Origin of the sequence: Burkholderia mayonis (assembly GCF_001523745.2) — a bacterium.
Lineage (GTDB): Bacteria > Pseudomonadota > Gammaproteobacteria > Burkholderiales > Burkholderiaceae > Burkholderia > Burkholderia mayonis.
Genome location: NZ_CP013386.1, coordinates 1,902,607 through 1,927,038, shown reverse-complemented (window position 1 = coordinate 1,927,038; position 24,432 = coordinate 1,902,607). Strand labels below are relative to the sequence as shown.

Here is a 24,432-nt window from a genome sequence, read left to right as displayed (position 1 = left end):
TGTGAGTCAGTGCATATCCCCATTAGGGATAATCAAATGGATTTTCGTTTTTTTTGCCACTGCAAGATGTCCAGGACATATGACCGTCCCATGTCGGGCATGGTGCGCGCGTCCGGCGAGTCATCCGGCAGAAGCCATTTGTCCAAGGTCCGCGCCGCAACACTCAGGCGCACCGCGAACTCCGCGCGAGTCATCCCGAGCTGATCCATTGCCACGCGCAGCAGTTCCTGTTGTGAGCGTGCTGCGAGTCTATCCTTCGTTATCATGTTCCTCAATATCGGTCGAAATCACTCTCGGCTTCATATCCCCAACGGGGACAAAGTTCAAGCGCCCGAGAGCAGTTCATCAAGCCCAGTTGCCGGGAAACGGAATTAGTATGACTCGGTCGCTTCTTGTGAGGCAGGAAATACCGAAATCTGAAGACTGCTCGGATGTCCGCGCGCGTAGCGCATGATTACATTTATCACGGTGCGCCACTGGCAAGGACAAGGCGCCCGAATCGCCGCCGATTGCACAGGGACCCTCCGCCTCGCCGAATCAGGCCTACTCGACGAGCAGGAGGCGACCACGACAGGGTGGCTCGGCCCGCTATTCCGAAGCCGCTACCTTAAGGTTCGACTCGACCAGGACCGAAGCTCGTCCCTTCGGGACCGGTTGTGACCGCTGGCGCGGCGATGGGGCATCTGGATCTCACGCTCCGGCTGATCCGGCAAGAGAGCCCGGAATTGGCCACGCTCGTGGCGCAGGACATGTTGGTCGACGGGCGGGTATCTCTGGCGCCATACGTCATCCCCGATCACCTCGCGCATCGCGATCCTCTCATCGAACGATTCGAGCAATGGACACGCACGAATCTGGCGAGGGGATTCTCGCTGCAAGAGGCCGCCCACGACCTCGCAACAAGCCCGAGGACGCTGCAAAGGCGTGCCGGAGTCGTGCCTGGCAAATCCCCCTGTCCTGCTTTCAGGATCGACGGGGCGAGCGTGCCAGGTATCGTATCGAGACAAGCTCGATGGACTGGATGCAATCGCCGCAGAAATGGGCTACGCAGACGGCGCAACTTTGCGACCGCGGCTTCGCCGGAGACTTGGTCGGGGGGGTGCCCCTATGTTGTTCGTCAAGCGTTAGGGGCTGACTTGGGTTGGTAAATGGTGCCGTCGCGCAGCATGGCGAACAGGACGTCGCAGCGTCGCCGAGCCAGTGCGATGAGCGCTTGGTTGTGGCGCTTGCCTTGCTGGATCTTGCGCGAGTAATAGGCCCGTGAGACTGGGTCTCGTAAGGCAGCGAAGGCGGAGAGGAACAAGGCGCGCTTGAGCACCTTGTTGCCCCGTCTGGATGGGTGCTCGCCACGGATCGACGAGCCTGAGCGCCGGGTGACCGGGGCAAGGCCAGCGTAGGCCGCCAGATGAGCAGCCGAAGCGAAGGCTTTATGGGCGACTTCGGTCAGGAGTCTGGCGGCGGTCCTGACGCCGACTCCCGGCATGCTGGTCAGGACCGGCCAAAGAGGGTGAGCGAGCACCAGCCGCTCAACTTCGGCGGCGATTTCGTCACGCTGCGTGCGCAAGGCGGCGAGTTGCTGGGCCAAGCGGGGCATGACGATGGTGGCGGCTTGCGTGCCGGGCACGATCACGGCTTGTTCGCTCAGAGCCTGAACGATCTCAGTCGCCAAGCTTTTACCCATACGGGGCGCGAGCTTGGTCAGACGGTTGGCGAGCGTCTTCTCGCTGGTGGCGGCAAGCGCGGCGGGCGACGGGTAGCGCTCAAGGAGATCGAGCACCGCTGGATGGTCGAGGCGCGGTCCGAGAACGCGCTCGAGCGCCGGATGGATCTGGGTGAGCAGGCCGCGAATGCGGTTGCTGGTTTGAGTGACCTGGGCGGCAAGATCATCGTCGAAGCCGCACAACATGGTGAGCTCGGCGAGCTGCTCGTCGGCCAATCGAAGCGAGCGCAGCGTGTGCGGCATCGAGCGAGCAGCTTCGGCAATGATCGCGGCATCTCGGGCATCTGTCTTGGCTTCACCAGCATGCAGGTCGGCGATGCGGCGCATGGCCAGTCCCGGCAGATAGGCGACGAGTACGCCTTCAGCGCGGGCGACGGCTACAGGAAGTGCACCGATGGTGGACGGTTGGTCGACGACGAATAGAAGTCGGCCGTGCGTCTTGAGTTCGGCGATGAGGGCGCGCAGCTTTGCCTCGTCGTTGGGCAGCGCCTTGTTGTACAGGCGCTTGCCGTTCCGATCGAGTGCAACGGCGTGATGCTGGCCTTTACCGACATCGACGCCGACGAAGACATCGACGGCATCACGTTGTTGTGTGTCTTGCATCGCAGTTTGTGCAGAGTGAACGGGTTGGTTTGCAACAACGGTGGCAAGTCTCGGCATCCACGTTACGGACGGCGTCGGGATATCCCGGCCAAACCCCTATCAGCGATCACCAGCCACCCACCAGGCCCGGTGACAACACCCCCCGGATCATGACTGCGACTGGGGGCGGGAATCATGCCGGGCCTGGCTGGCCAAAACCCCAATTATCGGGGTGTGAAGATAGTAACGGGGGCGTGCTCCGATCAAGCTGACCGGGACGAACCCGAATCTGTACGGACAATTGGGCGGCACGATCTAGGGCAATATTCTTTGTTCGCGCACTGTCAGCTTGGCCGGCAGAATCCGTTTTCCACCCAGGTCACAGCGCTCGCCTTGCTGAGCTTGAAGTTCGCCGCCACCCGCATTTGAGCGAGTTGCTCGCCGAAGGCGTCAAGAGCGGTCAGCAGTGCGTAAGGCTCATCTTCGTCGGGAATGATATCCAGCGTGATGTCCAATTCGCCCTCGCCCGTTGCCGCCGCAACCGTCACTCGCTTATGCAACTGCGCGCGCAGTTGCTGCTCGTGCCGACGCAATACCTCTGACGCGGTTTTCACGAGCGTATTGAATGCCGAAGTATCGAGCGGCTTCGGATCCTTCTTGTTGCGGCCCATCGTCCATGGACCGACAAGCGCGGGTTCCGGCTCGCCGTCCTTGATCATTTCGACGGCCCAGCCGTCGTCGTCCTGGTTCTTAACCACGCGCGCAGTCCAGCCGCCGTCGCGCCACAGATAGTCCTCGTGCAGCGTTTCGGAGCTCTCGTCAAAATGGCCTTCCGCCGCGGAATCAGCGGCGCGATCTGTTGCGGAATCGAGCGTTGGAAGGGGCGTGTCGGTCATTGCAGGTTCACTCACATTCGTAGGGCGCATTCAGTACAAGCATGGGATTCTACCTGCCCGACGAGCGGCGGGCACTGCCCTATGACGGCAGTACGCCAACCGGCCAACACGTACCCACAGAGTCAGCGCGAATTTCGGCGCACCTAGCTTGCGCGGCTGAGAAGGCACACGATGGCGTCCGCAGCCACAACTTGCGGACGCCATCCATGACCCAGGATGAACTGACCTTTTTGCCCGTGCGGGTGGCACGCATGGGTGTTGGCGGCAAGCGCAGCTTCGACCAGGCCGACAAGCAACGACTCATCGATGCCTGCCTGCAACCGGGCGCATCGCTGTCTGGCCTGGCGCTGAAGGCTGCACGCCATTCCTGGTGTATTTGCGAACGGTCTTGCGGTCCATACCCAGTCGAGCGGCGATGGCCGAAACACTCAGCCCCTGCCAATGCATTTCCAGAATCGTCATCACTTCCCCCAACTCGGCCACCGACACCCCCAGGACGGATCTCAAGGGCGATATGGTCGGCGATCGACAGGACGGCGCCGCTACCGCTGCGCCGTCAGATAAAAAACTGGGGAAAATGACTTCGACAAATGTGGGGAGTATCTATCCGACGCTGACATCCAAGACTTAACCTGCCTCACACGAGGCATTTCGGATACCTCCGAATAACGGGATGGCCGAGTCGTTTGTGAAAATCACGAAGCATGATTACATTCCCTTCATGAACAAGTCTGATTTGCCGACAGCGCTCACATATCTGGCCGATGCCTTCGAAAACTACAATGAGCGCCACCCGTACGAAGCACTGAAATACCGTTCGCCACGGGAGTTTCGCCGTGCCACGACATCACGAACTTAACGGCGTCCTTGTGTCCTCAGACACGGGAGGAACTCCTTGGACATATTCGGACGCGCAAGACTCATCAAAAATATGTCCTCCTACTGCCTAACCTCTCAACCTCCAATCCATTTACTCAACACACTTATATTTTCTCCACGACGCATTCAACAGTCATGTCAGAAAAGGCTTTCCGTCCACTACTGCATATTTCCCGTCGCCAGGCCCTGCTGTTCTGCCTGCTGCTTACCGCCTTCGAACTGCTGACTTACCTGGCCAGCGACATGGTGATGCCGGCCATGCTGCAAGTCACACGCGATCTGTCCGCATCCAACCACCACGTCCCCACCGCGCTTAGCGCCTTCCTGCTGGGTGGCATCGCCTTCCAGTGGCTGATCGGCCCGCTGTCCGACCGCTTCGGCCGCCGCCCGCTGCTGCTGGCCGGCACGCTGATCTTCGCTCTTGCCTGCCTGGCCGCTGGCGGTAGCCAGCACATCGGCTGGTTCAATCTGCTGCGCTTTATCCAGGGAATCGCTCTGGGTTTCATCGTGGTGGTCAGCTACCCCACACTGCAGGAAACCTTCGCCGAACGCGACGCGGTGCGGCTAATGGCGCTGCTGGCCAATATCGCGCTGCTATCGCCGCTGGCCGGTCCGCTGCTGGGTAGCCTGCTGCTGGAAATTCTGTCCTGGCGCCAGCTATTCGCCGCGCTGGGCATCACCACCCTGCTGGTAACGCTGAGCCTGTGGCGCTGGATGCCGGAGACGCTGGGCGCGCCGCGCCACGACGGTCCCGCTCAGCAGCCGGTGCCGCTTCGCCTTGGGGGCGCGCTGGCCAAGTATCTGGCCCTGCTCAAGCTCCGTGATTTCGTTTGCGGCAGCCTGGCGCTGGGTCTGCTGACCCTGCCGCTAATCGCCTGGATCGGCCTGTCGCCACTGCTCTTGATCTACCGCCTTGGCTACAGCGGTCTGGAGTACGGCCTGTGGCAGATGCCGGTGTTCGGCGCGGTGATTGCCGGCAACCTGCTGCTGAACCGGCTGGCAGGCCGACTGGAACTGTCCCGCCTACTGCGGCTGGCGCTGTGGCCGATGGCTACCGGCCTACTGCTCACCGGACTCGCCGCCCCGTTCTCGCCTTCGCTGCCGGCGCTGGTTGTCTGCCTGGCCGTCTACGCCTTCGGCCTGGGCCTGGGCAATGCCCCCCTGTACCGGCTCACGCTGTACAGCAGCGACAACGCAAAAGGCAGCGTCGCCGCGATGCTGGGCATGCTGTCCACGGCCATGCTGGGCGGCGGCAGCACCGTGCTGGCGCTGCTGAACGCCGGCGACAGTCCCACTCGCTTCGCTGCCGGCGTCAGTCTGGCCTCGCTACTGGCCGCGCCGCCGCTGTGGATGCTGCTGCGCCGCCCTCAGCCCCAGCCTGTCTCTGCCTGACGTCCGCTTTCTTGTTCACTGGAACTGCCATGACCCCGCTCCCCCACGTCGAGACCCTGTGCGCGCTCGAACAACCCTACCGCGCCGAAGCCGAATGCGACCGATTGTTCGACGCCGCGATGCGCGAGCTCGTCGATTTCCACTGCGAGCACAGCCCCGGTTATCGCCGCTGGCTGGAGCAGAATGGCTTCGCGCCCGAGCGGCTGGCCGACCTCTCCGACTGGTCACAGCTGCCGCCCATATTCGCCAATTATTTCAAGCGCAACCTGCTGTTGAGCAAGACCGGCGAGGATGCGCTGGAGCTGACCTCGTCCGGCACCACCGGACAAAAGAGCCGAATGCGCTACGATGCGCGCAGCATAGGCGCCGCTCAGCGCATGGTGGACCGCATCTTCGACCACTACGGCTGGAACACGCCGCAGACGCCGTGCAACTACCTGCTCCTCAGCTACGAGCCGGCCGGCGCCATCACCTTGGGCACGGCCTATACCGACCAGTTCCTGTGCAAGTACGCACCGATCAACCGCGCCGTCTACGCGCTGCGTCACAACGGCAAGGGCAACGAATTCGACCCGTTCGGCACGATACGCGCACTGCAGGAATTCGCCGATGACGGCCTGCCGGTGCGCATCTTGGGCTTCCCGGCGTTCCTGTGGTTCACGCTGGAGCGTATGCGTGACATGGGCCTGCCGCCGCTGGCACTGCATCCGGAATCGTTGGTTTTCCTTGGCGGCGGCTGGAAAACCCACGCCGACCAGGCCATACCCAAGGCCGAGCTGCACCGCCGCTTGGGCGAACAGATCGGCGTGCCGGACGAGCGCTGCCGCGACGGCTACGGCTCGGTCGAACATTCGGTGCCCTATATCGAATGCCCACGCCACCATTTTCACGTGCCCAGCTGGGCACGCGTCTGGACGCGCGATACCGCCACGCTGGCTTGCCTGCCCTATGGCGAGGTCGGCTTCCTGCACTTGGTCTCGCCCTACATCACTTCGAGCCCAGCGCACAGCATGCTGCTGAGCGACCTAGCCGTGCTGCAACCGGCCGAACGCTGCGGCTGCGGCCTGGCCACCGACTGGTTCGATCTCCTGGGCCGCGCCGGCACCAGCAAGAGCCGCAACTGCGCGATGGCCGCGTCCGAATTGATCAAGGAGTCCTGAAATGTACCTGATTCATGGCGAACTGCGCGCCGACATCGAGCTCGATGCCGCGCTGGCCACCCTGCGCGCCCGCCTCACCGATACCCTGGCCGCGCCGCCAGACGCAGAGGCGGTGCTGTCCTGCGCCGAACGCTTCGCCGACGCCCTCGCCCGGGCCGACCACCACCTGCTGCCGGACGAGGCAGCGCGTGCCGGGCTGGCCGCCTTCTGCCGCCGCGAGGCGCTGCAGGCCAAGCTGGAACGCGAGCTGGGCGAAAGTCCGTTCTCGCTGCGCCGTCCCGACTACCGCGAGGCGCACTTCGAGGCCTGGCGGCCGCTGGGTCTGGTGGTGCACGTCACCCCGTCCAACGCCGCGCTGCTACCCTTCATGGCGGTGCTGGAAGGCCTGCTGGCCGGCAACGTCAACTGGTTGCGCCCCAGCGGCAGCGACCGGGGCCTGAGCGCCCGGCTGCTGGCCGAATTGCTGCAGCACGACGCCGACGGCCAGTTGGCCGCGCATATCGCCGTACTGCCCACGGCGAGCGAGGCACTTCCCCTGCTGATGGCCGACGCCGACGGCGTGTCGGCCTGGGGCGGCGACGCCGCGCTGGCCGCCATTCGCGGCCGGCTGCCAGCCGGCTGCCGTTGGATAGACTGGGGCAACCGCATCAGCTTCGCCTATCTGGACCCCGCCGCCGCCGCGGATGATCAGTTGGATGCGCTGGCCGACGACATTTGCCGCCACGACCAGCAGGCCTGCTCCAGTCCGCAGGCCATGCTGGTGGACAGCGACGATCCGGCCGTGATCCACGAGATGGCGCGGCGGCTGGCCGCCGCGCTCAACCGTCGCGCGCCCTTGTGGCCGGCGCTGACGCCGGACTTGCAGGAGGCCGCCGAGATCAGCACCCGCATGGCCTTCCACCAACTGGACCAGGCCTTCGCCAACGGCCAGGGCCAGGTGCTTGCCGGCAAGGGCTGGCGGCTGGCTTGGAATACGCGCCAAGAACTGGCACCGTCGCCGCTGTTTCGCACCGTGGAACTGCGCCCGGCACCACGCGCCGCGCTCGCCCGCATCCTGCGCCCATGGCGCACCCATCTGCAAAGCTGCGGCCTGATCGCCCCCGCATCGCAATTGCCGGAATTGAGCCGCGCGCTGGTGACCGCCGGCGTCAGCCGAATCGCGCCGGCCGGCCGCATGCACGACGGCTACCACGGCGAGCCGCACGACGGCGTCTACGCGCTGCAGCGGCTGTCGCGCCGGGTGTCGGTCAGCCTGGACGCCGCCGCGTTGCCCGGCCACGCCCACTTGGACGCGCCGCCGGCCCAGCCCGAGGGCCTGGCCGCGTTGCCGTTGATGGACAAAAGCACTTTCCAGAGCCAATCCGCCAACGGCAGAGCCCAGCTGTTCTTCCGCAGCGGCGGCTGCAGCGGTGCGCCCAAACTGGCCGGCTTCAGCTACCGCGACTACCACCGCCAAATGCGCGCCGCCGCCGACGGCCTCTTGGCCGCTGGCTTGAACCCGGCCACCGACCGCGCGATGAACCTGCTGTACGGCGGCAAACTGTACGGCGGCATGCTCAGCTTCTTTACGATACTGGATCACATGGGCGTGGCGCAGTACCCGATGGGCGGTCCGTCCGACGACGACTTCGGTGAGATCGCCCACTTCATCGCCGAGCAGCAGATCAATACCCTGATCGGCATGCCTGGCACGTTGCACCGGTTGTTCGAATGCGAGAACAAGGTGCTGCGCCGTTATGGCGGGGTGGGCAAGGTATTCTGCGGCGGCGAGCACATCAGCGACGGCCAGCGCGCCTACCTCGGCAGCTTCGGCGTGAAGCTGATCCGCTCGGCGATATACGGCTCGGTGGACGCCGGCCCGCTAGGCCACGCCTGCCCGCACTGCGTCGACGGCGAGTTCCACCTGCTGGCCGAAACCCAGTGGCTGGAAGTGCTGGAAACCGACAGCGACCTGCCGGCCGCGCCCGGCGCGCCCGGCCGCATGGTGTTCACCTCGCGCGAGCGCGAGGCACAGCAGGTGAAGCGCTACGATCTGGGCGATCTCGGCCGGTGGCTGCCCGACGGCTGCCCCTGCGGCTTGGCCACGCCGCGCTTCCGCCTCATCGGTCGCCACGGCGCGCTGCTGCGGGTGGGTACCATCTTCGTCAACCCTGCTGAACTGAGTGGCAAGATCGGTCTGCCGATGCAGTGGCTGGTGGACAGCGCCGACAGCGGCGGCGATCGCATCCGACTGCTGGCCGACGGCGACGCAAGGGCGATACGCGCCCGCCTCCTGGAAGAACCGATGCTGAGCAAGGTGGTGGGCGGCGGCCTGCTCCAGCTGGACGTGACTGCCATCCCGGCCGCCGAATTCCGCCGCCAGCCGCACAGCGGCAAAACTCCGCTGGTGCTGGACCTGCGACGTTGAAACCCGGCCGGCGTCGCGGCGCCGGCATGCACGCGAACCCTATGAATCCAAACCTCACATCGCTCGTCGAACACGCCCGACGCCATTCACCACACTATCGCGCGCTCTACCGCGACCTGCCCGACCAAGGCTGGCAACTATCCGACCTGCCGCCGGTCGACCCCGCCGTCTACTGGGGGGATTCGTACGACCTGTCGCGCCAGCCGACCCTGATCGCAGCCCCGGCGGACGGCCACGTGTTCAAGACCGGCGGCTCCACCGGCGACGGCAAGCTGTCGGTGTTCAGCCGCGCCGAATGGCAGGCCTTCGTCCGTGCCTTCGGCCGTGGTCTCGCGTGTCAGTTGCGCCCCGGCGACCGCGTCGCCAACCTGTTCTTCGCCGGCGACCTCTACACCAGCCTGCTGTTCATCCACGGCGCGCTGGCGCAGGCACCGGTGCCGGTACTGGAATACCCGTTCACCTGCAGCGTCGACAATGACGCGCTGGCCGCCGCCATTCACCGCCACCGCATCAATGTGCTGGCCGGCGTGCCAGCGCAACTGCTGCGCTTCGCCCATCGTCTGGAGGAAAAAACCCAGGTGCTGCCAGAGGTCGAAACCGTTCTCTACGGCGGCGAAAGCCTATTCGGCGAGCAGATCGAACTGTTGAAGCAGGTGTTCCCGCGGGCACGCATCGGCTCGGTCGGCTGCGCTAGCGTCGACGCGGGCCTGATAGGCTACGCCGACCCCAACTGCGGCAATGGCGAACACCGGGTGTTCGATGGCGACAGCATCGTCGAATTCGTCGATGAGGACAGCGGCGAAACGATAGACGAGTCGGGCCGACTCGGCCTGTTGCTGGTAACCAATCTGCAGCGCCAACTAATGCCGGTGATCCGATATCCCAGCGGCGACCTCGGCTGCTGGCGCGAACCGCCCGGCCCCAACCGCAAGTTCGCGCTGCTGGGCCGCGCCAGCAACGGCCACCGCGTCCGCGTCGGCACGTTGTCGCTGTTTCCGGAGGAACTGGGCCGGACGCTGGGCGAGCTACATGAACTGCTGGGCTGGCAACTGGAAATCTCGCGCGAGGGGGGACGGGACTGCCTGGCGCTGCTGCTGTCGGCGCGCGCGCCGCTGGATCTGGAGCGGCTGCGGCTGGCGCTGCTGGCCGGCCAGCCGGCGATTGCCGAATTATGCAAAGAAGAGCAACTGAGCCTGGCACTGCGGCAGACCACACCGGAGCAAATGCGCACCCATCCGCGTTCCGGCAAGCTGCTGCGGGTGGTGGACCGGCGTGACTATCAGCCGGCGGAGGCGCCGGCATGAACACTCGCCATCCGCGAGCCATCTGTGCGCGCGACTACCAGCCGTCCGACGCCATCGACATCAGCACGCTGTTTCGCACGGTCTATGGCGACCACTACGTCTACGCCGATGTCTACCTGCCCAGCCAGATCCAGCAACGCAATGCCAGTGGACATTGGCGTTCGGCGGTCGCCGTCCGCGACGGCCGGCTGTTGGGACACGCCGCGCTGTGGCTGGATCCGGCCCAGCCGGGCCAAGCAGAGCTGGCGCTGAATGTGGTGCATCCGGACGCGCGCGGCCAGGGTATCGCCAGCCTATTGGGCCGCCACCTATGTGCGGCAGCAGCCAATCTCGGTATTGCGCTGCTGACCATCAAACAGGTGTGCTCCCATCCGCGAAGCCAGTACGTGGCTCGGGCGCTGGGTTTTCGCAGCACGGCACTGCTACTCGACTACGTGGATTCGCCGTTCGGATGCCCGGAACCGGAAAGTATCATTTTCGGCTGCCTGCCACTCAAGCCGCTGCCGCTTCCGCGACTGGACTGGCCGCAAGCCTGGCGCGAATGGCTGGCACCGCTGCACCAGACGTTTGGTGAAGAAGAACGCTTGCCCGCCGACGCCAGCCTGCCTAGCCTCGCGCTAACGTATCACGGTCAATGGCTGGAGCTAACCATGCAACAGCCGTCAGAGGCTCAGTTGACCGAGATCGCAACCATGCCCGCCGGCAAGCCGATCTATCTGAAGCTGCCGGCCAGCGCGGAAACGCTGGCGTGTCGGCCGGAATTGGAGCGGGCCGGCTTCCGCTTTGGCGGACTGCTGCCGGTGGCGTCCGACGGCTGGCAGTTGCTATGGCTGCGCGGCCTGAGTGGACAGGCAATCCGCTTCTGCGACAAGCAAGCAGCGCAATTGCACCAGATTTACGCCAATCCGGACATTACTTTATGACCAAACCGCCGGAATTCACACGAAACGGATGATCACGCCAAGTCGCCCGCTTGAGACGATGTATCCGGTGGTGTTCTTCGACGCGCTGCGAGTCAAGATCCGGGACGAAGGTGTGGATCGCAACAAAGTGATCCGCTTGGGTTTTCCGGACCAGGTGCTTGAGCTGTAGGCGTCGTAACTGGTCGGGCGGCAGCGGCAGCAACTGCTGGCGACTCAGGGGCTTACGTTTCGTGTACGACCATCATCGTGTACGACCATCATATTGGTCCCGGCCGACGAGTTTCATCACGCGCGCCCCGACGTCGAAATCGACGAGATCAGGTTGGCTCCGCACGAGGTCTTGTGGCCGTCGAATGCGACGGCACGACCGTCGATGCGAACGTTCTCGTCGCCTTCCACGATCACGCAATAATCGTGTCCGTTCATCGGACAGGTGCAGCGATCGCCGACACAGGCGACAGCTCGCCCCATCACGGTTGAGCCCTCGCGACCGGTTTCGACGTGGCCGCCATGCGAAGTCGAGTCACCGATACGAATCACACCGCGCATACAGGCCTCTTATCGGAAAGGACTCACGTCCGGTTGCTTGTGCGTCGGTGAGCTCACCATCACGATCGTCGCCGTGCCGTTCGGCCGCCGATTGATCGTGGCGCTGGCTCCGCCTTCGTTGTAGCTTGCGATCAGGCCCAGTCCGATTTGCACCAACGGCGAGCTGATGCCCGTGTTCCCGATCCGGCGGCCGATGTCGTAGCCTTCCTTCACGTCATCGAGACTCGGCGCGGACGGACCGCTTTGCGCGAGCGCCTGGTTGATCGGCGCGACCCAGCTGCGATCGCCCGTCGTGTCATAGAAGATCCGCTTCGGCGTTTCGCCGGTCGGCAGCGTATCGACGGCCTGCTGCCACCCCGCCTTGAGCGCTTCCGCCTGCTGCGCGGTCTTGAGCGGCTTGCCGTGCGCATCGGCGAGCTTCACGTCGATGGGCCGATGCAGGTAGCCGAGCAGCGGCGCGTTGTCGAATTGCCTCACCTGCCATGTCGTCCAGCGCACGGGGATGTACGGCGTGGGTTTGAACTCGCCCGGGCCTTTGTTGCTGATCGTTTTCCAGAAATCGGGGAGTTTGGCTTGCCACCAAGCGGACGTTGCAAAACCGGCCGACATCGGAGTATCCACTCCGGCTCGCTTTTCTTCCGCCTCGTAATGCGCCGTGAAGCTGTCCGGCCCCCGATCCTGATTGACTTTCCAGAAAAAATTCCACAGCCGCGTGACATCGTAGTCGGCGGTGCCGTTGTTTACATTCTCCGTTTGCTCAACGGCATACGGACGAATCAGTCGATCAACTCGATCGGAGCGGGACACTAGCATCGCGACCATGCTGTCCGGCATTGAAGGAATGTTGGACTGTCCGAACGTATCGATGTAGCCGGGGGTTTCATTGAGCCAGCGCTTCATCGATCCATCCAGCGTGTAGATGATGGCCTCCGGCACATCCGGATGCGAGTCGAAGAACGCAAACAGCTTTTCGATGATACTGGCGCCATCGTCCGTATTCGCATCCTCCTGCCACAACAACAGTGTTACCCCCAAGCTCGCCTCTTGCCGAATTCCATCGAGTGCTGCTCCGGGGCGACCGAAACGGCGGTCCTTCGGCGGCTCCCAAATGAACACCGGAACCGGCCAATATTCGACGGAATTGCGCGCTCCAAATTTGAAGCTGATCCGAGTCGACAAGCCGAGATCCGTCATTCGCTCGTCCTTGTTTGCCGGATAATCAGTGGGATTTTGTGACATGTACGTCGAATGATTGTCTGCCTTGGCTCGTATAGCCTTCCAGATCTCTTCATTTGTTTCATGTCCCGTGACAAGTCCAAGGCCGCGAACCTCTAACACGTAATTAGCACCGGTCTGACCGAGTAACGCGGGCGCGCCATTATTGCCGTGCGTCGTCGCTGCGTGCGTATCCAATGCAGCAGACGCTGAACTCATAGTTGCCGGCGTCGACTCATGCGGAGCTCGATGCATCCACACATAGCTCGCCGCAAAGGCCGCTGCGACGCCCCCCAGTGCAACCAATACCCCGTTGCGAATACTAGCCGCCATGCCCGGCATCTCCTGTCCCGTTGCTTGCCAATAGTGATAATGCCGCGCCATCACGAGGAACGTCCAACCCAGCGCGATCAATACGAATACAGCCGCGAACGGCCAGATACGAGGTTTCATAGCGCCTCTTCAATAATCTCATGTTTTGCTCTCGACCTTCAGTTCGCTGGTCACGAGCGGTGGCATGGTGAGAGGTACATACTTCTCGTCGGGAAATCGGCCGGTCTTGTAGTAATCGACACACGCTTTCACGAATTCGCGCGTGTGTTCGTCCAAGCGCCCGAAGTTCTTGCATTTCTGGATATTTCGATACACGTCCGGCGTCATCTTCCAATCAGCCATCAATAGCAACAACTGCCGCCAGTCCGGATCATCCAACGTCACCGCCTGGCCGACCGCGACATCCATCGCCGTGACCCAGCGATGGTTCTCGGAGCTGAGCAGAACCCCCGAATGATAGTTGTTCGCTTCCAATTGATCGGCATCCGTGCCCATGCGCTTGCGGACTTCGTCCGGCGTTTCCTCGCGTTGGATCACGTAGGTCTGATACCGTCCGCCCGTGGCGGCCGCCGAGAGAATCGAGCCGAGCGACCGGCTCGGCACGATGCGCCAGTTATGCGACTGCTCGTCGATCGGACGGCCTCGATTGAAGGCTTCTTTGTGAGGGGCGATGCCGGTACTCGGATCGTCCGTCGTCGCGACGTCTTTCCATTGGAACTTCGCGTACTGGTTGCCGAGCGCGACGTTTTTCGTCACGTCATCCGGGCGCATCAGCCCGGCGACATCGGCGTGCCCGGGTCGCTGCCCGCCTTTCTTGACTTCGCCAACGTACAGGTCAGGCTCGTACGGCGGGTTCAGTTGCTCGCCGTTGATGAAGCGAATGTCGTTGCGCTTGAACGACGCCTGTAGCGCCATGTTCTTGCTGGACTCGACCACTGAGCCCAACATCGTGCCGTCCGTGTCGGGCCCTGGTGTCAATCGCTGAACCTGGTCCCGAACCGGCACGCGCGCGGGGGGGCGTGCCGACAGCAACCTTCGACCGCTTCCCCCTGCCGTCCTGGTCGCGTTCCAGTCGCGTCCACATGCGCTGGAAAAAGCGTTTCGGCGCGAGCGTCGTCATCGCGGGCATCGTTTTGCCCTGCTTGGCGGCCGCGCCATCGGCCGGAACGTCGTCGGGCACGCCGAACGTCCCGATCCCGCGCACCTTGTCGAGGCCGACCACGGTGTCTTCGGGGCAGAAGTAAAGATAGACCTTGCCCCGGTTGTCGCGCTCGTCAAACGTGATCCAGTTCTTGCCATGCTTGTCCAGGCGCTTTCCCTGCGTCTGGCTCCAGTTCCATCCAGCTCGTCCGCCCGAGCAAACCGAATCGATCATCAGGTCAGCCAAGTCCGGAAGCGTATGCGGCTCGCTCGTCACCGCGTTGACGATGTCGACCAGCGTCTTGAGCTTCGCGTGCCCGGTTTGCTGGCTGCCGTCCTTCGTGAACTGCAGGCTGTATGGCGTATCGACCATGATGATGCAATCGACGCAGCGTTGCCCTTGCTGCTTGAGCATCGCCTGCGCGAGCAGCGTGATGATCGTGCCTTGGCTGTGCCCCATCACCGTGATCGTTTCGTGCTTCGGATCGATTCCGTGTTCCAACGCGAGCGCGGAGGGCTGGATGGCGCGCATTGTCTTGATGAGGTTCGCCAAGCGAGCTGCGGCGAGCACGAAGTAACGGCGGTCTGGTGAGTTGCCGGCGAAGATCGTATTGCCGGCAAGCGCATTTTGCATGACCGTGCGCTCGAGCTTGTCCGGTTCGAAGCCCCGGCTGTACATCTGAGGGATGTTGTTCGTCGCGTTGGCGAAGAACCCGCCTCCCTTGCCGAAATGGGCGTCGAGCCGGTTCGCGTGGATGTCCTGATACTGGCCGCGCGTCAGCAGATTGCCGTCGCTGTCCGCCACGCGGCTCTTGACCTCGCCAGAATTGTTCACCTTGGCAATTTCGTTATCCGCGGCTCGATAGCCCCAGTAGAACGGTAAAAACATGCTATGAGCGCCGCCGCTCTCCGAACGCCTATACAGGAACATGTCGGGATCGTTGGCGATCTTGCTATCGAAGAACCGGCTTTTTTGGCTTTTCGCTTTGATGGCCTCAGCATATTCCTGGCCGTATTCGCCCGGCCGCAGATCGCTCCGCGACAGGCGCTCGTTGAGCCCTTGGCAGAGCCCGCGCTCAACGGTCGCATAGGCCGCACCCGGATCGTTGACGCCGTGAATGAAGATCACCACGCCCGGAAGATCGGCCGGAACCTGAACGGGCCGATCGCCCGGCCGATTCGCCATCGTAACGCCCGCCCCTTGGGCGGCCGCGTGATACTGATCGTTGTTATCGCTCATCGTTCGCTCGGATTCAAAGCTTCGGCTTCAGATAGTCGACCTTCGCGATACGCATCGCGTCGTCCTTGACCAGATCCGTCAGGCCGCTCGCATCGGTCTTGCCCTCGATGACGCGCCCGTCGTCCAGTGTGATCCGGAATGGCTTGTTCGCCGCCGCCGGCAGATCGCCGTCCTCGCCCGGATAGTGCAGCTTGAAACGCTGATCCGTCGGCTGATGGTTGAACGCGCTCTTCGCCGCCTGCGCCGTCGACGGCCCGCCCCACTGGTGCGACGCCGACAGCAGCTCGATGTCGCCGTTCGTGCCGAGCGTGATGCCGTTGCCGATCTCGAGGTAGCTGCCGTGTCGCGTTCGGTGCCGGCATCACGCGGATACAAGCGAACCGTACCGGTCGGCGCGAAGGCCGGATAGATCGAACTCGAACGCGCGCGCAAGGGCCGGGCTGCGCTGCTGCCATTCGTTGAACAGCGTGGTGAGAATGTCGACGATATTCCGTTTCCGAAACACGCGCGAATTGGTGCGCTTGTCCATCAACGACAGTGCGTCGCACACGGTCAGTTGGTACACGCAGAGTTCGCCGTCGCTTTGTCCGATCTGGACGTCGCGGATGATTGCGTTCACCATGTGCAGCTGTCCGCGGTCGGTAACGAGCCGGATCGAAACCGGGATGCCGAGGAATACGCCGGGCGGCAGGTTGTGGCGGGTCGACACGCAGGTCAGACGCCCCCGGATCCCGCTCATCAGCCCTTCCTGAACACTCGCGTGCTGCAGCGCGAGGAGATGGCCGATCGCGGCCTGCGCGGCGCCAAAGTGCAACGCGACCGGGCGGTTATTCCAGTCGACCGCCCCCGACGCGAAACCGCGTAGCGTATCGTTCAAATTAGTCACGGCAGACTCTCAGGTTTCTGCTTGGATTCGAATCCGAGGAGTATTGATTCTCGATGTAAATGATGCCCTCCCCACGGCGCGTAGATTTTATCAACGCTGAGGCAAATGGCGGCCAAATTAACGAAGATTCACCATCGCGCTGACGACGGACGGGTCGACAACCTGGAGGCGACCTGTCAAGGTTGACAGGTCGATGCCACGTATTGGTGCGTTGAGTATGGACCGCAGCGTCCCTTGCCTCGAAATGGACCTTCAAAGCGGAAATTTTTTGGCGGACTGGCTCGCTCCATGGGCGCGAGAGCGGAGTGCTCGATTGTCGATCAGGCGGGTCGATCTATAAGAGACGGTTTCATAAAGACTGGTCGGCCCGCCGAAGGGTATTCCAGCAGATCAGGCAGCAACCGAGTTTGAGGAACGCGCCGTGAATGTCTGCACGGCGCTCGAAACGAATGCGGAGACGACGGAAGTGATGCAGCCAGGCATGCGTGCGTTCAACGACCCAGCGATATTTTCCAAGGCCGCTGCCATGTTCGGTGCGGCGCTTGGCGATAACCGGCTCGATACCGCGATCGCGCAACGCTCGTCGATGCCGCTCAGAGTCGTAACCGCGATCGGCGTAGACCACGCGCGGTCTCTGCAGTGGGTGGCCGCGCAATCCACGAATTGGCGGAATCGCATCGATCAGCGGCAGCAGCTGCGTGACATCGTGAACGTTCGCGCCGGTCAGGATCGCCGCCAGCGGCGTGCCATTGGCGTCGGTGACGATGTGGTGCTTGGAACCGGGTCGCGCGCGATCGGTGGGGTTTGGCCCAGTTTTTGGCCCGCCCCAACGGCGCGAATCGATGAGGAATCGACTGCGGCTCGCGAGAAATCGATTTGGTCTGCTGCTCGCAGCTTCGCGAGCAGCAATTCGTGCAGGCGATCCCATACGCCCGCAGCCTGCCAATCGCGTAGCCGTCGCCAGCAAGTCACGCCCGAGCCGCAGCCCATCTCGGCGGGCAGGTCGCGCCAGCGCAGTCCCGTCTTGAGAACGAACAGGATGCCGGTCAGCGCGGCGCGATTCGAAACAGGCAGGCGGCCTGGGTTCTTCTCGCGCCGCGGCTTGGGTGGCGGCAATAACGGCTCGATCAATATCCACAGTTCGTCGTCGATGATCGGCTTGGCCATCTCCTCGGTCTCGGTTGTTCCGATGCCTGAGGTTAACAGCTCGCCGCGAAAGTTAACAGCCCCACCGGGCCTTTTTGAAACCGTCTCTAAGGAATTCTTCGCGCTGCAACCCGGACATCCATTTTGGTGCTCGGCCTCGACCGCACCATGTTTCCCCAGTCATCGGGTTCCGATACTTTGGAGGCAGTGGACCACGCCGCTTGTCCGGCGAGCGAAGGCGCGTCCATTGCGGAAAGATCTGGTCGGGACGAATTTCGTACCTCAGGAGGGTTTCCCGGATCTGAGACAGCGCTGTCGAGATTTCGCGCTCTTTGGCTGCTTCGGCCTCCTTATTAAGTGCATCGAGTTGAGCTTTCAGTTCCTCGTAAGTTGCCACAATGATTCTCCAATCGAATTACGTTAAACGTGCACATTCGAGCGTCGTGCGTCGTCAGGGGCGCGTATCGTGTGCCATGCATGCGACGATATGACGGGAATAAAAAGGCGATCGTCGATATCGACGATCGCAAAACCGCCTGCTCCGAGGCAGATCGGAGGGCAGCAGGCGGTGGCCTAAACAAGGCAAACAGTCGCTGGTACCGGGGCACCAGTCGAAAGTGCAGCGAACAGCTTGCCGCCGGACAGCCAGACCATCTCTATTCGGAGATAATAATCTCCTTACCAATCTATCCACGATCAACGGGATGAATCCGCAGGGAATAAAGATTCATTCTGACTGTTAGATACCATTTAGTCGGTGAATACCTGAAGTTGATTTTCCGGTTACACATCCGGTAGCGCATCCGTGGAGATCACTGATATAGTGTGAACCTAAGTGCACAAGACAACGGCTTTGCGAACAAACAGGGAAACTATAAGTTGGGCTATATCCTGGCGAGTCCGCAATGTGCCCTTCCGAACGAAAGCCCGAGGGGAATGCCATGGAATCCGATAGCGCAATATTTAGCCTTATAGAGAACTTCCCAACCTCCGCCAGTCTAAAAGCAGCAGACACCGGAAAATATATTATAAATAATTCTCACAATTCAATTCAATTCGGAATAAAGAATCCCAAAGACCTCGAGGGGCTAACAATACAAGATGTCAAATTCAACAAAAAAGACTGGGGGGTTAGATATGCGCGATTGATTCAGGACCTAGATCACTCGGCGCGCGAGAATAAATCACACGTGCTGGGAAGACATCAATTTCTCGACGACTGCGGGGAGGCGCAGGTTGAGGAGATGATAAAATTTCCCATTCTCGGATCCAGGGGAAATATACTTGGAATCGTAACCTACAGAAATGATATTACACGAACACTTCCGCCAATAGAAATCTATAGATTAAATCGGGTGTTTTACGGTACCACCGATTCAATCAATAGAACCCTCATATATTTTGGAGTTGAGAAATATTTTTTTGTGCCGCCGACTGATGTACAAATCCAAGTTTTCTTGATGAAGTCTGAGAGGTTGACCAACAAAGAAATCTCAAGATTCCTTGGCATCTCAGACAGAACGGTCGAATGTCATTGCGCAGCTCTGCGCAACAAAATAATTGATGGGAACCTGCCATATGTCCTGTCGCTTGTAAAAGGAAGCTTCTCGTGCGATCGAAATCTGACCAAACTCTAAAGATTGCGCTTACCGCAAATCTTTTTGAATGGTATGAGTTCTCACTCATGGCGTTCATGGCGCTAGAGATAGGTAGGCTTTTCTTCCCCGATGCAAACGAAAAAACAGCCCTAATTTCAAGCTTCTCAGTGTTCGCTAGTAGCTATCTTGCGCGACCGATCGGCAGCATACTTTTTGGTATTTTAGGAGTTCGATACGGGACAGGGGCTTCACTAAGAATCAGCATGATAGGAATGGCAGTGCCAGCCTCACTGATCGCGTTCCTCCCTACTTATCAAAAAGCAGGCTATTTCGCAACTTTCTTGCTGCTGATTCTGAAAATAACTCAAGGATTCTGCGCAGGCGGAGAAATGCCATTAAGTGGATATTTCGTATCGCTCAATGCAGACAGGAAGAATCGCGGTCTCTATTGCGCCTTAACTGTGGCGAGCGGATTTGTCGGAATGCTATTAGCTTCCGGGGCTGTATTTTCGCTGCCGCACATTAAGCTTGCCATCGATCATCTAATTAAATATGAAAATCCGAGCTACCTTAACGAGCCGTGGCGCTGGCCGTTTTTGCTTTGCGTGCCATTGTCGATTTCAATATATTTATTAAGATTGACAATTAATAGGAGTGAGGTTGTGGCGGATTCTGGGAAATTGAGAGCCAAGCCAGCTCTCCCACTACTTCAGTCGCTCGCCGTCGTTGCATTTATGGAAATAGTTATATATACGATTTTTGTATGGATGCCACATTATTTGCACGTCTATCTCGGGCAGGAGATTTTTGATGCGCGATTGTCCAACATTGCGGCCCTGATAATATTCGCGATATCGATGACTTGCGCCGGCTATGCCGAGCGTTATTTTTGTGCTAGAAATATCGCACTACTCGGAACTATGACAATAACAATATCCGTTTATCCATTATTTGCGATAATGCAATACGGAGGTATGTTCGTACTATTGTCCACTCAAGCTGCCCTCGCGATATTGGCCGGATGTGTCGTTGGGGTGATTTTCGTCGTATTGCCAGATCTATTCAAGGAAAATTGGGGGAGCTTGGGAATGGTCGTTACCTATTCATTTGCCACCGCGATTTTTGGTGGAACATCCCCTGTTTTCTGCGCTTACCTGATTGAATTAACTAACTTGAATATCGCGCCTGCAATTTATATATTTTTAATGGGGATGTTGGCTGCAGCCGCCATCTACAAAATTTCCCCTCCAAGTAAAACGCGATTTGAATATAGAACGCCGAATTCCGCATGATTAGACGCATCATTCATCGTAACTTCAAAATTATTGTGAATAAATCAGCTAACTTGCCATTAGTCTTACTGTGTCACAAAATTCATGCCATTATAGAAACTTCTTCATCCACGGCGTGAGGAATGATGGACTGGGAAACGTCGTTCGAGACGTATCTGGAACATTTGTGTGAAGCGCTTGGGCATAACGATCGCGAATCAGGATTGAAGGGCTATTGCCAAGGGCTGATGCTGCCGATTCGGCGCAAGAGCGTCGAGCCGCTGGCGGCACATCTGGAACCGGAGCATGTGAGCGCGCGACACCAGTCGCTGCATCATTTCGTGGCGAAGTCGGAATGGTCGGATACGGCGCTGCTCGAGCAGGTGCGGCGCTGGGTGCTGCCGTACATGGACCCGGCTGGCGGGTTGTACTGGATCATCGACGACACGGGTTTCCCCAAGAAGGGTAGACATTCGGTCGGCGTGGCGCGGCAATACTGCGGTCAACTGGGCAAGCAGGACAACTGCCAAGTGGCGGTGAGTTTGTCGGTGGCGACGGAAGACGCGAGCTTGCCGGTATCGTATCGACTGTATCTGCCTCGCGAATGGAGCGACGATCCCGCGCGGCGACAGAAAGCCGGCGTGCCCGAGGAAATTGAGTTTGCAACCAAGCCGGAGATTGCGACCGGGCAGTTGCGAGAAGCCCGGCAAAGCGGCGCGCCCGACGGTATCGTGTTGGCCGATGCGGGCTATGGAGACGACACCTCATTTCGCGAGGCCGTCAGCGAGCTCGGGCTGCAGTATGCGGTGGGCATTCGCTCGAACACGCGCGTATGGGCGCCCGGCATCGCACCTCTACCGCCCGAACCTTCCACTGGGAAATCGGGCCGGCCGCGTAGCTTGTTAAGGCGCGCGCCGGGGCATGAGCCGATCGGAGTCAAGGATCTGGCCTTGGCGCTCGATGTCTCGCGTTATCGCACGGTGATATGGCGCGAAGGTACGTGCGCCGCACTCAGTTCGCGCTTTGCCGCCGTGCGCGTGCGTGCTTCACACCGCGATTACTGGCGCTCCACACTGCGCGATGAGGAATGGCTGCTGATCGAATGGCCCGAAGGTGATGCGGAGCCACTCAAATATTGGCTTTCGACTTTGCCCCCAGACACGCCGCTCGAACGTCTGGTTCATGTTGCCAAGATGCGCTGGCGTATCGAGCGGGACTATCAGGATCTCAAGCAGGAGTTTGGCCTGGGACACTTCGAAGGACGTGGCTGGCGTGGATTCCATCACCATGCCTCGTTGTGTATCGCTGCCTACGGCTTTCTCGTCGCTCAACGCCTCATTCAAGGCGACAGTAAAAAAAACTCCGCGATCCGCGACCCGTTTGTCTTACCCTCGGATTACGTGCCACGCGGGTCTCCAGCGCGCGCAGCGCCACGTGGCTGATTCCATTACCACGCTGCGCTGGCGTATCGCTGCATACATCGCGCGCCGGCTCCTGCGATGTCCGTTTTGTTCAGCATCCAATGCTGATTTATTGACACAGTAAGACTAGAACGCGAAGTGACAAATTGAATGCGCACTTATGCGAATTGACGACATTATTTTGTTGAGAATGCAAATAAAGTCGTCAACTCAGCAGCCTAACCCCTTGCGCGACGGGCATCCCGAGTTGACGACTTTAATTCGCTCTACGCCAGCGCAGCGGCATGCGGGCACGGGTCATCGAGTATCGCCTGGAAGGCGTGCCTGACGCCGAGCCGCAGTATCGCCTGATCACTAATCTGCTGGACCCGGCGTTGGCACCTGCCGCAGAACTCGCGGCGCTGTACCACCGGCGCTGGAAAATAGAAGAGATGTTCGATGAGATCAAGACGCATCTGTGTGATGGGAAGAAGGTGCTGCGCAGTAAGACACCTGATCTGGTACGTCAGGAGTTCTATGCGTTAATGCTCACGCACGCGGCGACCCGCCGCTTGATGTACGAGGCTGCTCAGGACAGCGAGCAGCGACCTGAAGACCTGTCCTTTGTCCATGCCGTGCGTGTGCTGAACCGACGCCTGCCCGAGGCGGCGGCAATTCCCCCCTGAGCAGTGGCAAAGCTGGAAACAGCGTCTGCTGCGCGAACTCGCCAGCGGGCGTGCGGTGCAAAGCCGCGGCAAACGTAATCCCCGCGGCGTGAAACGAAAGATGTCGAATTTCCGGATCCGGCGACGATGGGAGCCGCTGAATCAACGAATAGTACCGAAAGTGATCATCAAGTGAACAGTATTGGCCCTAGGCGGGTTCCTCTGCCGGCCCATGCCCGCCATTGTGCGAGGAGACCGTCCGCCGTCGCGCGGCCCATAATCTCCCGGAACCAGACGGTAAAGTCATGAGGCCGGTGCTCCATTAGATCCAGGACTTCATCGCACAGGGACCATCGCCAGTCGGCAACCTCATCGGGATTCGCGACAGGTTCGCCCTCGAACATACCGACGTAGATGTGGTCGTACTCGTGTTCGATCAGGCCGTTGGGCAACTGCGCCCGGTACGTCAGCGCCGATACCTTGCACAACTCGCAATCGAACCCCATCTCCTCGCGCAAACGCCGAGCCACCGCTGCACCGAGTTCTTCTCCCTGCCGTGGATGCCCGCAACAGCTGTTGCTCCACAAACCCGCCGAGTGGTATTTTCCGAGTGCGCGCCGCTGAAGCAACAGACGCTCTTGATGGTCGAATATAAATATCGAAAAAGCCCGATGCAATGCGCCACTTTGGTGAATCCGTGCCTTGGTGTCGAAACCCAAGGGAGTATCGTTTCGATCCACCAGAATGAGCATCTCGTCCATTACGACCTTATCATTAAATGTTTAAAACAATTACCAATCGACGCCATAAATCGACGCGAATATTAATCTTCCAACTTAATTTATTTTGGCAAATAAAATCCGTCGACCATATGGCGGACGATATCAATAATCTGGCCGCACGCATCCATCCCGATTCTCTCAGGCGTTGGAATGTGGCATCTACATGTTGCCCTAGCGGAAAGGCATACGTTCGAAACCAATGCGGGTCATGTCATTTCTCCACCACGCAAAATGGCCGCGAATCGCGGCTTGTTTGTCATTATGGCCTTGCACGGCAAGGCGACATCGGTGCGAAGCGAGTAAATCCGAAGCGGAAAGAATGAGAGAGCTTAGCGATCAGTAGTTCCGCAACGAACCATAACGGGATTCCAACATCAGCGCTGATTGCTTCGTTCTGGTGACTCAGTCACGCCAATTGTCGTTGTTCAAGTAAATTGCGTGATTTGAATCAATCTAGGACTTGCGAATCGACGTGTCAAGAATGATTTATCAATGCGCGCATTGAGGGCTGCTTCGGCACGCTGGTACAGATCAAAATCCGTGGCAGTCGGGGTCGCATCCCGCAGGTGAACCCCAGGTAAACAACGCGCACCAGGCGACTGATCTGACACCGTTGTCTCCGAGGTCACCACGCATGGTAGCCATCGGCGAGATGGCTCTCAATCGACAGCGCGCGGATCTGCTCAGTCGGTATCGGCAACCACATTTCTCTCGTCATGCCCGATCGTCCGGCTTGTCGCAACGAACGCTTCCGGCTTTCCAGCTTGCGCTTGGCCCGCGCTCATAGGTTTTCTTCAGATTCAGGCCGGCACACGGCCAGATGCACATTTTTTGCAATAATCTATGAAATTATTTCTTATAACATCTTCGATTTCCCACCTTGCCATCCCTCCTTGCCGCGACAAACCTTTCATGAAGCGCGCGTCACGCGTGTGCAGCAAGGT

Annotated in this window: 18 protein-coding genes and 5 pseudogenes; 12 read left to right on the top strand and 11 right to left on the bottom strand. The window is 60.3% G+C overall.

The window, feature by feature from the left end; translation table 11 throughout:
- Window positions 1-32 precede the first annotated feature (32 nt).
- The 4 genes and pseudogenes from WS70_RS09510 to WS70_RS33805 form a co-directional block, all read right to left on the bottom strand.
- Window positions 33-266 (bottom strand): hypothetical protein, encoded by a 234-nt coding sequence (locus tag WS70_RS09510; protein WP_059597361.1) that lies wholly within the window; start codon window positions 264-266, stop codon window positions 33-35.
- An 851-nt stretch (window positions 267-1,117) separates the two neighbouring features.
- Window positions 1,118-2,323 carry an IS110 family RNA-guided transposase gene (locus WS70_RS09500; RefSeq protein WP_059598524.1) on the bottom strand — a complete coding sequence of 402 codons (1,206 nt, stop codon included), beginning with the start codon at window positions 2,321-2,323 and terminating at the stop codon, window positions 1,118-1,120.
- 323 nt (window positions 2,324-2,646) lie between these two features.
- Complete coding sequence (locus tag WS70_RS09495; protein ID WP_059598456.1) at window positions 2,647-3,198, bottom strand: hypothetical protein; 552 nt, start codon at window positions 3,196-3,198, stop codon at window positions 2,647-2,649.
- A gap of 321 nt (window positions 3,199-3,519) precedes the next feature.
- Window positions 3,520-3,693, bottom strand: a pseudogene (locus tag WS70_RS33805) (helix-turn-helix domain-containing protein); the annotation flags it as partial.
- Here WS70_RS33805 and WS70_RS32780 point away from each other — a divergent pair.
- The 8 genes and pseudogenes from WS70_RS32780 to WS70_RS09450 all read left to right on the top strand — a co-directional run.
- Entirely contained in the window at window positions 3,614-3,829 is a 216-nt protein-coding gene (locus WS70_RS32780) for a hypothetical protein (RefSeq protein WP_226382852.1), read from the top strand. The pseudogene WS70_RS33805 and the gene WS70_RS32780 sit on opposite strands and share 80 nt — an antisense overlap.
- Window positions 3,830-3,856: 27 nt before the next feature.
- Window positions 3,857-4,057: pseudogene (locus WS70_RS09480) on the top strand (integrase core domain-containing protein); the annotation flags it as partial.
- A gap of 155 nt (window positions 4,058-4,212) precedes the next feature.
- Window positions 4,213-5,469, top strand: a complete 1,257-nt coding sequence (locus WS70_RS09475) for an MdfA family multidrug efflux MFS transporter (RefSeq protein ID WP_059598454.1) — start codon at window positions 4,213-4,215, stop codon at window positions 5,467-5,469.
- A 29-nt stretch (window positions 5,470-5,498) separates the two neighbouring features.
- Window positions 5,499-6,629, top strand: coding sequence for a LuxE/PaaK family acyltransferase (locus WS70_RS09470; protein WP_059598453.1), 1,131 nt, complete (start codon window positions 5,499-5,501; stop codon window positions 6,627-6,629).
- Window position 6,630: 1 nt separating this feature from the next.
- Complete coding sequence (locus tag WS70_RS09465) at window positions 6,631-9,036, top strand: acyl-CoA reductase (protein WP_059598452.1); 2,406 nt, start codon at window positions 6,631-6,633, stop codon at window positions 9,034-9,036.
- 41 nt (window positions 9,037-9,077) lie between these two features.
- Entirely contained in the window at window positions 9,078-10,340 is a 1,263-nt protein-coding gene (locus WS70_RS09460) for a phenylacetate--CoA ligase family protein (RefSeq protein WP_059598451.1), read from the top strand.
- Window positions 10,337-11,263, top strand: a complete 927-nt coding sequence (locus tag WS70_RS09455) for a GNAT family N-acetyltransferase (RefSeq protein WP_059598450.1) — start codon at window positions 10,337-10,339, stop codon at window positions 11,261-11,263. Before WS70_RS09460 ends, WS70_RS09455 begins: the two co-directional genes overlap by 4 nt.
- A gap of 40 nt (window positions 11,264-11,303) precedes the next feature.
- Window positions 11,304-11,402 (top strand): annotated as a pseudogene (locus WS70_RS09450) (transposase); the annotation flags it as partial.
- A 146-nt stretch (window positions 11,403-11,548) separates the two neighbouring features.
- Here WS70_RS09450 and WS70_RS09445 read toward each other — a convergent pair.
- The 6 genes and pseudogenes from WS70_RS09445 to WS70_RS09415 form a co-directional block, all read right to left on the bottom strand.
- A complete protein-coding gene (locus tag WS70_RS09445) occupies window positions 11,549-11,812 on the bottom strand; it encodes a PAAR domain-containing protein (protein WP_059598449.1) in 264 nt (87 codons plus the stop codon).
- Between the two features lie 9 nt (window positions 11,813-11,821).
- Window positions 11,822-13,480, bottom strand: coding sequence for a type VI lipase adapter Tla3 domain-containing protein (locus WS70_RS09440; protein WP_059471590.1), 1,659 nt, complete (start codon window positions 13,478-13,480; stop codon window positions 11,822-11,824).
- 18 nt (window positions 13,481-13,498) lie between these two features.
- Window positions 13,499-15,740, bottom strand: a pseudogene (locus tag WS70_RS09435) (DUF3274 domain-containing protein).
- 382 nt (window positions 15,741-16,122) lie between these two features.
- A pseudogene (locus WS70_RS09425) lies at window positions 16,123-16,626 on the bottom strand (contractile injection system protein, VgrG/Pvc8 family); the annotation flags it as partial.
- A 349-nt stretch (window positions 16,627-16,975) separates the two neighbouring features.
- A protein-coding gene (locus WS70_RS09420) for an IS5-like element IS402 family transposase (RefSeq protein WP_108033922.1) occupies window positions 16,976-17,793 on the bottom strand; the annotation gives its coding sequence in 2 pieces (ribosomal slippage) (window positions 16,976-17,445 and window positions 17,445-17,793; 819 coding nt in all).
- 52 nt (window positions 17,794-17,845) lie between these two features.
- Window positions 17,846-18,169: an H-NS histone family protein gene (locus tag WS70_RS09415; protein ID WP_082722210.1), complete on the bottom strand. Its 324-nt coding sequence runs from the start codon at window positions 18,167-18,169 to the stop codon at window positions 17,846-17,848.
- Window positions 18,170-18,713: 544 nt separating this feature from the next.
- On the opposite strand from WS70_RS09415, the gene WS70_RS09410 reads away from it, so the two are divergent.
- The 4 genes from WS70_RS09410 to WS70_RS09395 all read left to right on the top strand — a co-directional run bounded on the left by WS70_RS09410 (window position 18,714) and on the right by WS70_RS09395 (window position 22,727).
- The gene (locus WS70_RS09410; protein ID WP_082716279.1) at window positions 18,714-19,409 is read left to right on the top strand and encodes a helix-turn-helix transcriptional regulator; all 696 of its coding nucleotides are present in this window, start codon (window positions 18,714-18,716) and stop codon (window positions 19,407-19,409) included.
- Complete coding sequence (locus WS70_RS09405) at window positions 19,382-20,662, top strand: MFS transporter (protein ID WP_082722211.1); 1,281 nt, start codon at window positions 19,382-19,384, stop codon at window positions 20,660-20,662. The genes WS70_RS09410 and WS70_RS09405 overlap by 28 nt, the downstream gene beginning before the upstream one ends.
- Before the next feature lie 125 nt (window positions 20,663-20,787).
- Window positions 20,788-22,083, top strand: a complete 1,296-nt coding sequence (locus tag WS70_RS09400; protein ID WP_059597133.1) for an IS701 family transposase — start codon at window positions 20,788-20,790, stop codon at window positions 22,081-22,083.
- A 263-nt stretch (window positions 22,084-22,346) separates the two neighbouring features.
- Window positions 22,347-22,727, top strand: coding sequence for a transposase (locus tag WS70_RS09395; RefSeq protein ID WP_059470017.1), 381 nt, complete (start codon window positions 22,347-22,349; stop codon window positions 22,725-22,727).
- A 167-nt stretch (window positions 22,728-22,894) separates the two neighbouring features.
- Here WS70_RS09395 and idi read toward each other — a convergent pair whose 3' ends face one another.
- On the bottom strand, window positions 22,895-23,467 hold the full coding sequence (gene idi / locus WS70_RS09390) for an isopentenyl-diphosphate Delta-isomerase (RefSeq protein ID WP_059597005.1): 573 nt from the start codon (window positions 23,465-23,467) through the stop codon (window positions 22,895-22,897).
- Window positions 23,468-24,432: the final 965 nt, after the last annotated feature.